Annotated in this window: 11 protein-coding genes; 6 read left to right on the top strand and 5 right to left on the bottom strand. The window is 56.2% G+C overall.

What is annotated here, in order from left to right:
- Window positions 1-43 precede the first annotated feature (43 nt).
- Window positions 44-2668, top strand: a complete 2625-nt coding sequence (polA, locus tag O146_RS0104775) for a DNA polymerase I (protein ID WP_035000551.1) — start codon at window positions 44-46, stop codon at window positions 2666-2668.
- A gap of 87 nt (window positions 2669-2755) precedes the next feature.
- Here the strand turns inward: polA and O146_RS11160 are convergent, their stop codons facing one another.
- From O146_RS11160 to O146_RS0104800, 5 genes are all read right to left on the bottom strand, one after another.
- On the bottom strand, window positions 2756-4507 hold the full coding sequence (locus O146_RS11160) for a siderophore-interacting protein (protein ID WP_027017815.1): 1752 nt from the start codon (window positions 4505-4507) through the stop codon (window positions 2756-2758).
- Between the two features lie 105 nt (window positions 4508-4612).
- Window positions 4613-6283: a dipeptide ABC transporter ATP-binding protein gene (locus O146_RS0104785; protein WP_035000596.1), complete on the bottom strand. Its 1671-nt coding sequence runs from the start codon at window positions 6281-6283 to the stop codon at window positions 4613-4615.
- A gap of 95 nt (window positions 6284-6378) precedes the next feature.
- The gene (locus O146_RS0104790; protein WP_027017817.1) at window positions 6379-7335 is read right to left on the bottom strand and encodes an ABC transporter permease; all 957 of its coding nucleotides are present in this window, start codon (window positions 7333-7335) and stop codon (window positions 6379-6381) included.
- Window positions 7325-8254 (bottom strand): ABC transporter permease, encoded by a 930-nt coding sequence (locus O146_RS0104795; protein WP_023019550.1) that lies wholly within the window; start codon window positions 8252-8254, stop codon window positions 7325-7327. The genes O146_RS0104790 and O146_RS0104795 overlap by 11 nt, the downstream gene beginning before the upstream one ends.
- Before the next feature lie 115 nt (window positions 8255-8369).
- Window positions 8370-9962, bottom strand: a complete 1593-nt coding sequence (locus O146_RS0104800; protein ID WP_027017818.1) for a peptide ABC transporter substrate-binding protein — start codon at window positions 9960-9962, stop codon at window positions 8370-8372.
- Between the two features lie 559 nt (window positions 9963-10521).
- Between O146_RS0104800 and rpsA the strand changes: the two genes are divergently transcribed.
- The 5 genes from rpsA to O146_RS0104825 all read left to right on the top strand — a co-directional run bounded on the left by rpsA (window position 10522) and on the right by O146_RS0104825 (window position 15945).
- Window positions 10522-11988 (top strand): 30S ribosomal protein S1, encoded by a 1467-nt coding sequence (gene rpsA / locus O146_RS0104805; protein WP_027017819.1) that lies wholly within the window; start codon window positions 10522-10524, stop codon window positions 11986-11988.
- Window positions 11989-12104: 116 nt separating this feature from the next.
- Window positions 12105-12722 carry a dephospho-CoA kinase gene (gene coaE, locus O146_RS0104810; RefSeq protein ID WP_027017820.1) on the top strand — a complete coding sequence of 206 codons (618 nt, stop codon included), beginning with the start codon at window positions 12105-12107 and terminating at the stop codon, window positions 12720-12722.
- An 18-nt stretch (window positions 12723-12740) separates the two neighbouring features.
- On the top strand, window positions 12741-14846 hold the full coding sequence (uvrB, locus tag O146_RS0104815; RefSeq protein WP_027017821.1) for an excinuclease ABC subunit UvrB: 2106 nt from the start codon (window positions 12741-12743) through the stop codon (window positions 14844-14846).
- A 118-nt stretch (window positions 14847-14964) separates the two neighbouring features.
- Window positions 14965-15435 carry a universal stress protein gene (locus O146_RS11165; protein ID WP_021352220.1) on the top strand — a complete coding sequence of 157 codons (471 nt, stop codon included), beginning with the start codon at window positions 14965-14967 and terminating at the stop codon, window positions 15433-15435.
- A gap of 21 nt (window positions 15436-15456) precedes the next feature.
- Window positions 15457-15945 carry a universal stress protein gene (locus O146_RS0104825; protein WP_081820569.1) on the top strand — a complete coding sequence of 163 codons (489 nt, stop codon included), beginning with the start codon at window positions 15457-15459 and terminating at the stop codon, window positions 15943-15945.
- The last annotated feature ends 7 nt before the right edge of the window (window positions 15946-15952 follow it).

Here is a 15952-nt window from a genome sequence, read left to right on the forward strand (position 1 = left end):
CTGTGGCTGTAGTGTGCTGCCGGTGGCGGCTAAAGTGTAGGGCATGAAACGCCTCTTGCTCATCGACGGACACTCCATGGCCTTCCGTGCTTTTTACGCACTCCCGGCAGAAAATTTCTCCACCGGCGGCGGCCAGCACACCAACGCGGTCTACGGATTCCTCACCATGCTTACCGGCATCGTCGGCGATGAAAAACCCGACCACATCGCGGTGGCCTTCGACGTCGGGCGCAAGACCTTCCGCACCGAAAAATTCCCGGATTACAAAGCCCAGCGCGCGGCCACGCCAGAAGAATTCAAGGGCCAAGTTGAACTCATCCGCGAAGTCATCGAAGCACTCGGCATCACCACGCTCTCAGTCGAAAACTACGAGGCCGACGACATCCTCGCCACCCTGGCCACCGCGGCCGGGGCACAGTCCGGCGAATACGAAACACTGATCGTCACCGGCGACCGCGACTACCTACAGCTGGTCAACGACACCACCACCGTGTTGTACCCCATGCGCGGGGTATCCAAGCTGCACCGCTTCACCCCAGATGCCGTAGAAGAAAAATACGGCTTGAGCCCGCAGCAATACCCGGACTTCGCCGCGCTACGTGGCGACCCATCCGATAACCTTCCCAACATCCCCGGCGTCGGCGAAAAAACCGCACAAAAATGGATCAAACAATACGGCAGCCTCGACGAGCTGATCGCCAACGCCGACGACATCAAAGGCAAAGCCGGCAACAGCTTCCGCGAACGCATCGAACAAGTGCGCCTCAACCGTGAACTCACGCAAATGATCACTGATATGCAGCTTTCGCACAGCCCGGATGATCTTTCTTTTGCCGACGTCGACGCCAACCAAGTGGCCGCCCATTTCGACGACCTCGAATTCGGCCCCAACCTACGCGACCGCGTACTCGGCGTATTTGGCGCTGAAGCCGAGATTGACGACACCCCCGAATTACCCGCCATCTCACACGACGAAGCCACACTCACCGACTGGCTCGCCGAACACACCGAAGGCGTCGCCATGTTCGTCGACGGCAACGGCGCGCCGGGCCAGGGGGATGCCACAGCGATTGCGCTCGTCGACACGAACCGGCAGGGCATCACGGTGGTGCTGGAAGATCTTTCCGCCGACGAAGACAAAGCCCTGGCAGAATGGCTTGCCGACGACAGCGCCAGCAAATATTTGCACGAGGCCAAAGCGGCCTTCCACATGCTGGCAGGCCGCGGCTACCAGCTGCGCGGCATCAGCCACGACACCGCGATCGCCGCATATCTGCTGCGCCCAGGCCAGCGCGGTTATGATCTGGCCGATGTTTACCAGCGCCACCTGCAGAAAACCTTGCCGGGCGGGGAGGGGGAAACCCAGCAGCTGTTGGAAAAAGCCGGGGCGATCCTCGAGCTAGCGGAGCTTTTGACCGCCGAGCTGCTGAAGATCGAAAGTTTCGAGCTCTACCGCGACCTGGAGCTGCCGCTAGTGCAGATCCTAGGAACGATGGAAGCCACCGGCATTGCCGTCGATCGTGAGGTATTGGACGAGCAAGCCGAGACCTTCGCCGAGATGGTGCGCGAAGAACAAGACGCCGCCCGCGAGCTGGCCGGTGATGAAAACCTGAACTTGAATTCGCCCAAACAGCTGCAAACCGTGCTGTTTGAGACCCTAGATTTGCCGAAGACGAAGAAAACCAAAACTGGTTATTCCACCGCCGCTGGTGAGATCGAGGCTTTGGCGGCGAAGCACCCGCACCCATTTTTGGACCGGCTGCTGGCACACCGCGAATACCAGAAGATGAAGACCACCCTGGAAGGGCTGTCCAAAACCGTGCAAGGCGATGGGCGCATTCACACCAGCTTCCACCAAACGGTGGCCTCGACCGGCCGGTTGAGCTCGTCAGACCCCAACCTGCAGAATATCCCGGTGCGTACCGAGGCCGGGCGGAAGATCCGCTCCGCATTCCAGGTCAGTGAAGGTTTTGAAACGCTGCTGAGTGCGGACTACTCGCAGATCGAAATGCGCGTGATGGCGCACTTATCCGGCGATCCGGGGCTAATCCAGGCCTACCAAGAAGGCGAAGACCTGCACAATTATGTCGGTTCGCGCGTGTTCGACGTCCCGGTGGAAGAAGTCACCCCGGAACTGCGCCGCCGGGTTAAGGCAATGTCCTACGGCCTGGTGTACGGCTTGTCTGCCTACGGCCTATCGCAGCAGCTGAATATTCCACCGGGGGAGGCAAAAAAGATCATGGAAAACTACTTCGCCCGCTTCGGTGGGGTGAAGCAGTACCTGGATGAGGTCGTCGAAAAGGCCCGGCATGATGGCTTTACCGCAACGGTGTTTGGTCGGCGCCGTTATTTGCCGGAGCTGAACTCAGATAACCGCGTTGCCCGGGAGAACGCCGAACGGGCCGCGTTGAATGCGCCGATTCAGGGCACGGCCGCAGACATCATTAAGGTGGCGATGATCCGTGTCGACGACGCGCTGCGGGAAGCGAAGTTGCGTTCCCGGGTGTTGTTGCAGGTGCACGACGAGTTGGTCGTGGAAATCGCGCAAGGCGAGCTGGAGCAGGTCCGCGAGCTGGTGGAACGCGAAATGGATCAAGCCATCACGCTGACCGTCCCGCTGGAGGTTTCCACCGGCTCGGGCACCAACTGGCAAGCCGCCGAGCACTAGCCTCGCTAGCACCCGGCAGCATTCTGGAGTGCTCGAGAGCCAACCGCGAGTTGCTCGGCATTGCGGTCGGGGCGTGAGCCACTTCTTCTAGGTCCGAAACTCGAAGACTAAGCTGCCTGCATCTGGCAGATCGGAGCCGTGCTTGCCGACGGTCGGCACTGGTAACCCTGCGCGGCCGAAGAGATAATACAGCTCTTCCCGGCTGCGCAGTTGCTCGCCGTACAGTGCGAAGGTGACCAGTGCGCTCTCGGCACTAGACCGCTCAGCACTAGACTGCGCGGTGGCAGAACGTGAGGCAGCAGACGGTGCGGTGGCACCGGTTTCACCAGTGAAATCCGGCACTCGGCACTGGCAAGCAAGCCGCAGCGAATCTGCCCCGGTTTGTTGTTGCTTGCGGTAGAGATCCTGCAGATACTCGGTTGCCGCCGCATCGTCGCGTTGGGCCAGATCTGCAGTCACCGGGATGACTGAGTTAGTTGCGTCTGTTGTTTCTGTTGCTTCGGTTGGTGCTGCTGCGGTGCCTGATCCCGTGGCTGTCCCGGCCGCAGCCGCAATTCCCGGGTGGTAGCCGTCGACAAGCGCGGTACGCAGGTGCACGAGACCCGCCAAAGTTGCTTGGTTGCGCTGATTGTTATCAGATAGCTGCTCGACGGTGGCGTCTTCAGCCAGAATCCGGCCAGAAGCAGTCAACTGCCACTGCGCAGACGCGGCACGGGAAACCAAGCCCAGGGTTTCCAGGTACACCAAAAGCTTTTCCAGCCCAGCCGTTTGGGTGTTCGTGGCTGCAGCAAGCTCGTGCACATCACGTGGGGCGGTGGCCAAGGTGGTGCCCAGTCCCACGGTTACTGCCGTGCGAATGGCGAAAGCCGCGGTGAGGTCACTCAGAGCAGCAAATTCTGCCTGAGTGTTGCGGGTTGACGTACCGTTCCCAGCGTGCCCGCCCTCGTGCGGTGTTAATTGTGCTGGTTCGGCAGTGTTCGCTGTTGCGGTATGTGCGCTGGGACTGGCCAACGTTTCTGGCGCCCGGCGTGGTGGCGTGGAGTAGTGCTTCGTGCGGGATTTCCAATAACCAGAAAAATGCATCTGGTGTTTACGTAGCCCCTTGGCCTCCTGCAACCACCGGCGAATTGGTTTCAAACTGGCAGACTCGCCAGCTACCCAGGCGAAAACTTCGCCGTCCCACCAGTCGGTGGCAGTGATGGCATCGTACAGTGTGTCCCCATCGCTGTGGAACAACCAGGTGATTTCCACGCCTTCTGGGCAGGGGAATTGTTGGCGGTGGGAGTGCTCGTCAACCAAAATAAAAAATTTGCCGCGCTGCCCGGCAGGCCATTCTTCTAGCCAACGGCTCAGCGCGGGCAACGCGGTAGCATCACCAGCGGCAAGGATCCAGTCAGCGCCTTGCGGTTGGGAAGACGTCGACTTCGGGCCTGCGATTTGCACAGTATCGCCAGGTTGAGCTTGTGACGCCCACGAGGTGGCGGGGCCGGAGCCATGCAAAACAAAATCTATATCCAGCTCGCCGTGCTGGCTATTGAAACGGCGCACGGTATAAGTTCGGCGTGGCGACGACGAAGATTTTGCAGGCCAATCCAATTTTCCATCGCGCTGCGATGGGCCCACGGGTTGTTGTCCAGGAGAATTGGGCAGGATTAGTTTGATGGAGTCATCGAAATTATCTGAGCGAAACTCTGGGACGACGTAGCCGTTGTCGGCAGTATGCGCTGCTAGTTGTGGGCCGCCCAGGGTGACCCGACGCATGCCGTCGGTGACATCCTGGACGCGCAGCACCTGCAGAAATCGGGTGCTTGCTGGGTACGAAGTACGTGTGCGGACCATAAGCCCATTTTAGTCGTACTTTGCTGACCCAGCTGTGGCGGTTGTACCCCGGCATCCCCCGTAGCCAGGGCTTAGCCTTGTGCTAGCCCGGTTCTACCCCAGGTTTTAGCCCTGCTGCAACCCAGAACCGAGTTTGATGGACAGACCTGGAACCGAGTTGATGAGTTCCTTGGTGTAGTCCTGCTGCGGATCGTCGAACAGCGATTCTGTCGGGCCGCGCTCCACAATCTGCCCATTTTTCATCACCACCACGTTATCGGCGGTCTGGCGGACCACTGCCAGATCGTGCGTAATGAACAGATAGGACAAACGCAGGTTCTGCTGTAGTTCATTGAGCAGTTCGATGACCTGGTTTTGCACCAGGACATCCAAAGCAGACACGGCTTCGTCGAGCACAATAACTTCTGGTTCCAACGCTAGAGTGCGCGCAATAGCGATGCGCTGGCGTTGACCACCAGAAAGCTCGTTGGGGTAGCGGCGCATAGCGGACGCTGGCATGGCCACCATATCCAGCAATTCGGCGACTCGCTTTTCACGCGACTTCCGGTTGCCAACCTTGTGCAGTACCAGCGGTTCCTCGATGGACTTGTATACCGAATACATCGGATCCAGCGAGCCATACGGGTTTTGGAACACAACTTGCAACTTGCGGCGTAAGCGGAAGATTTCTTTCGCCGTCATCTTTTGCACGTTTTCGCCTTGGTACAGAATTTCGCCCGAGGTTGGTTCCAGCAGGTTCAGCACCATATTCGCCACGGTGGATTTACCGGAACCAGATTCTCCGACGACTGCCAAAGTTTCGCCCTTGTTCAGCGTGAAGGAGACGTTATCAACGGCCTTAAACATTTCACCGCGTTTGCCGCGAACCGGGAATTCCTTCGTCAGGTCTTTTACTCGGATAATCTCCTGCGGGGCAGCTTTGTCGTGCGCTGGCTTGTGATCCTGCGCGGCGGTTTCATCAGCCTGTTTGCCGACGCTTACCTGTGCGGTGGTGTGGGTGCGCTGCGAGGCCATCAAGGGAGCAGCATTGACCAGGCGTTGCGTATACGGGTGGTGCGGGTCTTCCAGGATTTCCCGCGAAGGTCCGGCTTCTACAATGCGTCCGCGGTGCATTACGATCAGGTGCTCTGCACGCTCTGCCGCCAGCCCCAGGTCGTGGGTGACAAATAGCAGGGCAGTGCCGTGCTGATCAGTCAGAGTTTTCAGGTGGTCCAGGATCTTTTTCTGCACGGTCACGTCCAACGCGGAGGTTGGTTCGTCAGCAATAAGCAGACGTGGGTTCGCTGCCAAGCCAATACCGATCAATGCTCGCTGGCGCATACCACCAGAAAACTCGTGAGGGTATTGGTTCGCGCGCGATTCTGGATCAGGCAAACCGGCTTCTGCCAGCAATTCATTGACGCGCTTTTTCACATCGGATTTGCCGACGACGTTATTCGCCTTCAGAGATTCCGCGACTTGCGTGCCGATCTTCCATACCGGGTTCAGGTTGGACATCGGGTCCTGCGGGACCAGTCCGATTTCTGAACCTCGAATTTGCTGGATCTGCCGTTCGCTCATCTCGTTGATGGTCTGGCCGTCGAAGATGATCGAGCCACCAGTGACTGAACCGTTTTCGGGCAATAGCCCTAGGATCGACATCGCGGTGGTGGATTTACCCGATCCCGACTCGCCGACGATCGCGACGGATTCACCGGGATAAATATCGAAGCTGACTCCGCGGACTGCTTCGACGACACCTGTCGATGACTGGAATGAAATCTTCACGTCGTCCATGCGCAGCAAAGGCTGTGGTGAGTCTGCAGTTGAGGTAGCTTCGCTGGTTTTTGTTACGTCGGTTTTGGCACCACTGGAGTGTTTCTCGGAAGAACTCATCGTTTCCTCGCTTTCGGGTCTAGGGCGTCGCGGACGACATCGCCCATGAGGATGAAGCTCAGCACGGTAATTACCAGTGCTCCGGCTGGATAGAACAGAATTTCAGGTCGGGTACGCAACGAGCTTTGTGCCGAAGAAATATCGCCACCCCAGCTCACGACTTCTGGTGGTAACCCGATACCCAGGAAGGACAAGGTAGCTTCGGCGACGATGAACACACCGAGTGCGACGGTGCCGTAGACGATGATTGGAGCCGCGGCATTTGGCAGGATGTGTTTGGTCAGCATGGTCCAGCGTGAGGCACCAAGTGAGCGGGAGGCGGTAACGAAGTCTTCATTTTTCACGCTCATCACACTTCCACGGGCAATACGTGCGATATTCGTCCAACCGAATAATGACAGCACCAGGACCACAGACCATAGCGAGCGCGATTCGCGGAACATCTGCATGACGACGATGGCGGCCAACAGCAGTGGCACGGCGAAGAAAACGTCGGTAAAGCGAGAGAGGACCGAGTCCACCCAGCCGCCGAAGAAGCCGGCGGTTGCGCCAATGATGGTACCGATAATCATGACCATGGCGGTTGCAAGAATTCCTACGGCCACCGAAGCGCGTGCGCCATAAACGGTGCGGGCATAAATATCGCAGCCTTGACGGTCAAAGCCAAATGGGTGACCGGAAGTTGGTTTACCCAGGGAATTTGATAATTCACAAAAGCGTGGATCAGTCGAGGTAAACAGCTGCGGGAACAGTGCCAAGGCGATGGTGCACAGAATCAAAACTGCCGAGACCCAAAATAGGGGGCGTTTGCGCAGGCTAGCCCAGGCTTCGCCCCATTGGGAACGTGGCGGGCGGTCGTCGTTCACGGCGTCGACTGCGCCCAGGCCTTGTTCATCGGTGTCTGCGACGTAGCGTTCCAGGCGCGGGCGTTGGAAGTAGTTCTTATTTGTCATAGCGAATCCTTGGATCGAGCACGGCGTACATCAAGTCGACCAGCAAGTTGGCGATGATGTAGACGATGACCAGCACGGTGGTGATGGATACGACGGTGGCGGGTTCACCACGGATAATCGCCTGGTACAAAGTGCCACCAATACCGTTAATGCCGAAGATTCCTTCGGTAATGATTGCACCGCCCATCAGAATGCCGAGGTCGGCGCCGATAAAGGTAACCACGGGAATCATGGAATTCCGCAGCACGTGGCGGGTCATTACTGAGCCGCCCGACATGCCTTTGGCGCGAGCGGTGCGCACGTAATCTGCCCGGAGATTTTCCGATACGGATTGCCGGGTTAAGCGGATGACATAGGCCAGCGATACTGCACCCAGCACGATGGCGGGCATGAGCAGCTCGAGGAAGGTTTCATTACGACCGACCGTGACGGGTAACAGGCCCCACTTCACACCGACGAAAAATTGCATCACGAAACCGATCACGAAGGATGGGATCGCAATTACCAGCAGAGACAGCACCAAAACGGTGGAGTCGAAGATTCCGCCGCGGCGAATTCCGGCAATGAAACCGAACAGCACACCAAAAATGGTTTCGAACACGACAGCCATTACTGTCAGTTTGATCGTCACCGGAAAGGCATTGGCCATAAGCGATGAGACTGACTGGCCAGAAAAAGTCATGCCAAAATCAAGGGTGAAAATGCCTTTGAGGTAGAGCAGGTACTGCACGAGGAAAGGCTTATCCAGGTTGTATTCTTCCTGGATACGCTGCCGGGCAATATCACTGAGACCACGGTCGCCGCCGAGGGCTTCGACGGGATCACCTGGCATCAAGAACACGAGGGCAAAAATCAAGAATGTGGCTCCGAAAAAGACTGGAACCATTTGCAAGACTCGGCGCCCTATGTAATGCAACATAGGTTTTTCCTTAACTTATAACGGGCGAAATCCGGTCAGTCGTATTCGGACTGACCGGATTGACGTCGCCTTAGTGTAACCTATCTGAGTGTTTTGTAACACTCATTAGTTTTTCTTAAGACTTGGTGATGGCGTAGAACACTGGAACTCGGTTCCATGCGAATTCTACGTTCTCGACAGCTTCGGAATGTCCGGCTGCAGCGTTGGAGTACCACATTGGGATTGCTGGCAGGTCCTTGAAGAGGATTTTCTGTGCTTCCGAGTAGAGCTTGGTGGCTTCTTCGGCGCTTTCTGCCTGCTGTGCTTCAGCCAACTTGGCATCGAATTCTTCACTGGAGTATTTACCGTCGTTTGAGCTACCGCCGGTGGCAAAATTCGGTTCCAGGAAGTTACCCAAAGACGGGTAGTCGGCCTGCCAGCCGGAGCGGAAAGCGGTGTCGATGCTTCCGCTCGTGATGTCATCGCGCAGACCCTTGAAGTCAGGGTATGGGTTGCCGATCGCATCGATTTCGAGGTTATTTGACAACTGGTTGGTGAGGGCATCAACCCACGCTTGGTGGCCACCATCGGCGTTATAAGCGATTTCGAACGTGCCGTTGAATTCGCTGATATCGTTGGCCTGCTCCCAAAGTTCCTTCGCCTTTTCGGGATCGAATTCAAGAACGTCATTGCCCTCTAGATCCTCTTCGTAGCCAGGGATAACCGGGGAGGTGAAGTCCTTAGCTGGGGTGACGGTGTCACGGAAAATCGTCTTGGAGATTTCTTCCCGGTCAAAAGCGAGAGAGATGGCTTGACGGCGAAGTTTGCCTTCTTCGCCCTCGAAGTGTTCCAGCTCGCTCGGGATGGTGAACGCCTGGAAAATAGCGGATGGCTGCGAGATTGCGCGATCGCCCAGCTCGTCTTCAAACTGGGACAATGCGGATTCCGGAATGGAGTCAATGACGTCTAGGTTTCCGGACAGCAGATCTGCATAGGCGGCATCCTGCTGGGTGTAGATGCGGAAGTCGACGCCGTCGTTTTGTGCTTTGCGGTCGCCTTCGTATTCCTCATTAGGAACGAGGAGGATGTTTTCGTTGTGGTTCCACTCAGCAAGTTTGTATGGACCATTAACGATCGGTTTTTCGCCGTAGGCGTCGATGTCGTCAAATGCTGAAGGATGCAGTGGTTTGAACGGGCCGTATCCGAGACGTTGCTCAAAGTCAGCGGTTGGTTCGGAAAGCTCAATGGTGAAGGTTTTGTCGTCTTCGACGGTCAGGCCTTCCATTGACTCTGCGCCTTCTGCATAACCTTTGATTGGTGTGAAGAAAGACTCCTGGAGCAAAGATTCCGAGACTGTGTAATTCCAGGCATCGACGAAGTCATTCGCGGTAATCGGGGTGCCATCTTCCCACTTGGCATCTTTCAGCTTGACGGTATAGGTGCGGTCGCCGTCGAAGTCGATGCTTTCAGCGAGGTCATTGTGTGATTCGCCCTTGGCATCGTAGTAGGTCAGTCCCGAATAAAGGAACTGAATTGCGGTTCCGCCGCCAGCCTCGTTGGTGTTTCCTGGGACCAGCGGGTTTTGTGGCTCTGTGAGGTTGGCAAGGATGTAGTTAGTGCTGCCCTCGGCGCCGCCAGCACTGGAGCTTCCAGAATCGTCGCTGCAGGCAACCAGCGTCAATGAGAGCCCGGCAGCTGCCAGAACTCCGATGGATTTCGTCATCTTCATAACATTCTCCTGTGAGTGTCGAATTCAAAGCTCCACGCGATGGCGTCAATCGGCGACTGAAATATCAATGCAAATACGTATAGGTAGTTTTGCTTCGGTGAGATCGCGGGATTGCGCAAAGTATAGCAGTGACTGCTCTCTCACTGAAATTTTCGTGTGTTTTGATTCACCCTTTATTTAGCCAAGCTTAAATTGTTGAACGAATTTGGGGCAATGGGTTACAGCGGGGAGGGTCTTCACCAGTGGGAATGTAGTGAACATTAGGGTAGTTCTAGGGTGTCGTGTCTGGCGATTAGATCTCAAAAACTTTCCCGGTTCGAGCGGAAAATCGGACAAAAAGCTTGCATGGCTCACTGAACGGGTTTATGCTTTATAAGGCACGTCTATGCGTTAGAAGTGCGTGAACTCTGATAGGAAGTTTGACGCACTTGTGGCGCGAGATCGTGAGCTTGCATGAGGCACTGAACCGTTCTCTTAGGTTCAGTGCCTGAAGTGAAGTCCGCGAGAGACTGCAAATGTACACAATCGATTTCCTATCCATTTCGGAGCACGCAACAATATGACAGCTTCTAAGGCCCCTCAGGTAGCCGTAAACGACATCGGCACCGCTGAGGATTTTCTCGCCGCGATCGACGAGACCATCAAGTACTTCAATGACGGTGACATTGTAGAAGGCACCGTCGTCAAGGTCGATCACGACGAGGTACTGCTTGACATCGGATACAAGACCGAGGGTGTAATTCCTTCTCGTGAGTTGTCCATCAAGCACGACGTCAACCCAGATGAGGTTGTTCAGCTGGGCGACCAGATCGACGCCTTGGTTTTGACGAAGGAAGACAAGGAAGGCCGTCTGCTGCTTTCCAAGAAGCGCGCACAGTACGAGCGCGCTTGGGGTGCCATCGAGGACCTCAAGGAAAACGACGAGCACGTCACCGGTACCGTTATCGAGGTTGTCAAGGGCGGCCTGATCCTGGACATCGGTCTGCGTGGCTTCCTGCCTGCTTCCCTGGTAGAAATGCGCCGCGTTCGTGACCTGGAGCCTTACATCGGTCAGGAACTTGACGCTAAGATCATCGAGCTGGACAAGAACCGCAACAACGTTGTTCTGTCCCGCCGTGCATACCTGGAGCAGACCCAGTCCGAGGTTCGCTCCGAATTCCTGCACCAGCTGCAAAAGGGTCAGGTTCGCAAGGGTGTCGTTTCCTCCATCGTCAACTTCGGTTCCTTCGTGGACCTGGGTGGTGTCGACGGTCTGGTACACGTTTCCGAGCTGTCCTGGAAGCACATCGACCACCCATCCGAGGTTGTCACCGTTGGTGACGAGGTAACCGTTGAGGTTCTGGATGTTGATCTGGACCGCGAGCGCGTTTCGCTGTCGCTGAAGGCAACCCAAGAAGATCCTTGGCGCGTATTCGCCCGCACTCACGCTGTGGGTCAGATCGTTCCAGGCAAGGTCACCAAGCTGGTTCCATTCGGTGCGTTCGTTCGCGTCGAAGAAGGCATCGAAGGCCTGGTTCACATCTCCGAGCTGGCCCAGCGCCACGTCGAGGTTCCAGACCAGGTTGTCAACGTTGGCGAAGAAGCCATGGTCAAGGTCATCGACATCGACCTCGAGCGTCGTCGCATCTCCCTGTCCCTGAAGCAGGCAGACGAGGACTACACCGAGGAATTCGATCCATCCAAGTACGGCATGGCCGACTCCTACGACGAGCAGGGCAACTACCTGTTCCCAGAAGGCTTCGACCCAGAGACCAACGAGTGGAAAGAAGGCTTCGACGAACAGCGTCAAGCCTGGGAAGCTCGTTACGCCGAGTCCGAGCGTCGCTTCCAGCTGCACACCGCGCAAATCGAGCGCAACCGTGCCGCAGCAGAAGCCGCTGCTAACAGCGACGAAGCCGCTAACTACTCCTCCGAGTCCGGCGCATCGGATGCCGCTCCGTCATCCGAAGGCACCACCGAGGATGCAGGCTCCCTGGCTTCCGACGAGCAGCTTGCTGCACTGCGCGACAAGCTGGCTGGCAACTAAACAAGCCGCTTAGCTAGCCAAAGTTCTCAGCTAGCGCCGCAAAAACATAAGAACCCACTTCTTTCTGCCTTAACCCGGGCATTGAGAAGTGGGTTTTTGCGTTCTACACTGGGATTATGAAAATTATCGGACTTACCGGAGGGATCGGCAGCGGTAAGTCAACCGTCGCCCGAATCCTGCAAGAACACGGATTCCCAATCGTCGACGCCGACCTCATCGCACGCGAAATCGTCGAACCCGGCCAACCCGCACTGGCCGAACTCGCCAAAGAATTCGGCGAAGACATCCTCAATGCCGACGGCTCCCTTGACCGCGGACTGCTTGCATCGCGCGCCTTTACAAATAAAGACACCACCCAGCGACTCAACAACATCACCCATCCACGCATCAACCAGCGCACACAAGAACTATTCGACGAAGCCCGCGAAAATGGGGCAGAAGCCGTCATCTACGACATGCCCCTCCTGATTGATAAAGGCCTACACAAAGACATGGACGCAACCATCGTCGTGCACGCCGCAGAACACGTGCGCCTCGAACGGCTGACTACCAAGCGTGGCCTCGACGTAGACGATGTCCGCCGTCGCATCAACGCGCAAATCGACGACGAAACGCGCAAACAATACGCAGACATCCTCCTTGACAACAACGGCACTGAAGAAGACCTAACGCAACAAATCGCACAAGCCGTCGACAAGATTAAACAGTTGACCAAGCAAGCGCAGCCGAGATAGCAGAGTAGACTGGCGACTATGGCTTTTGCTGCTGAGTACCCTGTTTTATCTGAATCCGAACACCGCCCAGTCGGCGCAATCGAGCGCCGGAAAAAGACCTTCGAGGTCGTCTCTGAGTACCAACCGGCCGGTGACCAGCCAACAGCAATTAAAGAACTCGATCGGCGCCTGAAAGAAGGCGAATCCGACGTCGTCCTACTCGGCGCCACCGGTACTGGTAAATCCGCCACCGCAGCCTGGCTGATTGAACAACAGCAGCGCCCCACGCTAGTCATGGCGCCGAATAAAACCCTCGCGGCGCAGCTAGCCAACGAATTGCGACAGCTTCTCCCGCACAACGCGGTGGAATACTTCGTTTCGTACTACGACTACTACCAGCCGGAAGCCTACGTCGCGCAGACAGACACCTATATCGAAAAAGACTCCTCAATCAACGAGGACGTCGAACGCCTGCGGCACTCCGCGACCTCCGCGCTGCTCTCACGCCGCGACGTCGTCGTGGTCTCTTCCGTCTCGTGCATTTACGGTCTGGGAACCCCACAGTCCTACCTGGACCGCTCCGTCGTCATGAAGGTCGATGACGAAGTCGAGCGTGATCGCTTCCTGCGCTTGCTGGTCGATATTCAATACGAACGCAACGACGTCGGATTTACCCGCGGTGCCTTCCGCGTCAACGGCGATACAGTTGATATCATCCCGGCCTATGAAGAACGCGCTGTGCGAATCGAATTTTTCGGCGACGACATCGACGCGTTGTACTATATCCACCCTTTGACCGGCGACATCCTAGAACAAGTCGACGAGGTTTGCATCTTCCCAGCCACACATTACGTCGCGGGGCCAGAACGCATGGAAAAAGCCATTGCGGACATCAAAAAGGAGCTGCAACAGCGTCTTACAGAATTGGAAAACCGCGGCAAGCTTCTCGAAGCCCAACGGTTACGCATGCGCACCGAATACGATCTGGAAATGATCGAACAAGTCGGTTTCTGCTCAGGGATCGAGAACTACTCTCGCCATATCGACGGACGAGAGGCTGGCAGCGCGCCAGCAACATTAATGGATTATTTCCCAGAAGACTTCCTCACGATCATCGACGAGTCACACGTGACCGTCCCACAGATCGGGGGCATGTTCGAAGGCGATATGTCGCGTAAACGGAATTTAGTGGATTTCGGTTTCCGTTTACCCTCTGCTCTGGATAACCGGCCACTGACTTTCGACGAATTTGAAAAACGCGTCGGCCAGACTGTCTATCTCTCTGCCACCCCGGGTGACTACGAAATCACCGCGGCCGGTGGTGAATACGTAGAGCAGGTCATTCGTCCGACGGGCCTGGTGGACCCGAAGGTCACCGTGAAACCAACCAAAGGCCAGATCGACGACCTTATCGATGAGGTGAAAACGCGCACGGCAAAGAATGAGCGCGTGCTCGTGACCACGCTGACCAAACGCATGGCCGAAGACCTTACTGATTACTTGCTGGAACACGGTGTCAAGGTGCGCTACCTGCACTCCGACATTGACACCTTGCAACGTGTGGAATTGCTGCGGCAGTTGCGGTTGGGTGAGTTCGATGTGCTTGTCGGCATCAACTTGTTGCGTGAGGGCTTGGACTTGCCAGAAGTTTCCCTGGTGGCGATTTTGGATGCAGACAAAGAAGGCTTTCTGCGTTCGACGACGTCGCTGATTCAAACGATTGGTCGTGCCGCTCGTAACGTCTCAGGTGAAGTGATCATGTACGCCGACCGGATCACGGAATCAATGAACAACGCTATCGAAGAAACCGAACGCCGCAGGGAAAAGCAGATCGCCTACAACAAGGAACACGGCATCGACCCGCAGCCACTGCGGAAAAAGATCGCGGATATCCTGGACCAAGTTTACGAATCTGGTGATGACGGGGAAGCGGAAAATAACTCGGAATCCGGCGATGCGGCCCTCGTCGACAAGCCAGACGTGTCATCCATGGCAGAAGGCGAGATCCAAACTCTTATCGACGATCTGACGAAGCAAATGAAGGTTGCCGCCCGGGATCTCAAGTTCGAGTTGGCAGGCCGATTGCGTGATGAGATCGCGGATCTGAAAAAGGAACTGCGCGGAGTGAAAGAAGCTGGTATATAACTTGCAGCCAGTGTGGTGATAATCGCGTCATATTTGCCGGATTCTCCGGTGATTTTTCCGTGGAGTTTGAGATAAGGCGTTAGAATCGCACTATTGCCAAGTTCGGAAGGAACTCCCCGTGGTCGCATATTCCACTATCGTTACTGGATCTGACGGATCAGACTCATCACTGCATGCTGTGCGGTCAGCTGCGAGTCTGGCGCGGGCATTTCAAGCCAAGCTGATCATCGTTTCTGCTTTTTACCAGAAAAATGGTCTCATGATTGATGCCAAAGCCGACGCAAATGCGCTGCCCGTTATTAATCGCGATGCCGCCGAAAATATCCTGCTCGAAGCCCAACAGGTAGCTACGGACGAAGGTGCAGGGCACATCGAGCTACGTGCACTTAATGGGGGCCCGGTAGCAGTGCTACGGGAGGTGGTTGAAGAATCCGCAGCCGATCTTGTGGTCATCGGCAACCGCGGCCTAAAGACGCTGTCCGGTCGTGTTTTCGGCAGCATACCCAGTGAGGTTACTCGGCGTTTTGATGTAGACGTGTTGGTTGTCAACAGTGATCATCATGAACAAGCAGATGAAGCGCAAGCATAGGGGAGCAGGGCTCCGGGAATCATGAGATCTGAATCCTCCGGCATGGGGAAGCCACCCGCCGATCCTAGCAACGAAGATTATTCCACCATTGTGGTTGGCAGCGATGGCTCCCCGTCATCACTATTAGCGGTCCGGCGTGCTGCGCGTTTGGCCGCAGCCTTCGACGCCGAGTTAATCATCGCGTGCGCCTACTACGAACCTGAAGACACAGTCGGTCAGCAAGAATGCCAAAGTGAACATCCAGTAGTCGGACAAGAACATGCCGATTCTATATTGCAACCAGCGTGTGAAGAGGCCCGAGCGCTTGGCGTACAGACAGTGGCTGCAGCTATGGAAACTGGAAGCCCCGTCGCAGCGCTGATGCGCATAGTTTCCCAACACGATGCTGATGTGCTCGTGGTAGGAAACCGTGGCATCAATACCTTGACGGGGCGGTTATTGGGCTCGGTGCCAGCAGATATCGCACGACAATCCGATTGTGACGTGATTATCGTGCACACCGTGGCATAGCCACCAC

Origin of the sequence: Corynebacterium pseudodiphtheriticum DSM 44287, from assembly GCF_000688415.1 — a bacterium.
GTDB classification, from domain to species: domain Bacteria; phylum Actinomycetota; class Actinomycetes; order Mycobacteriales; family Mycobacteriaceae; genus Corynebacterium; species Corynebacterium pseudodiphtheriticum.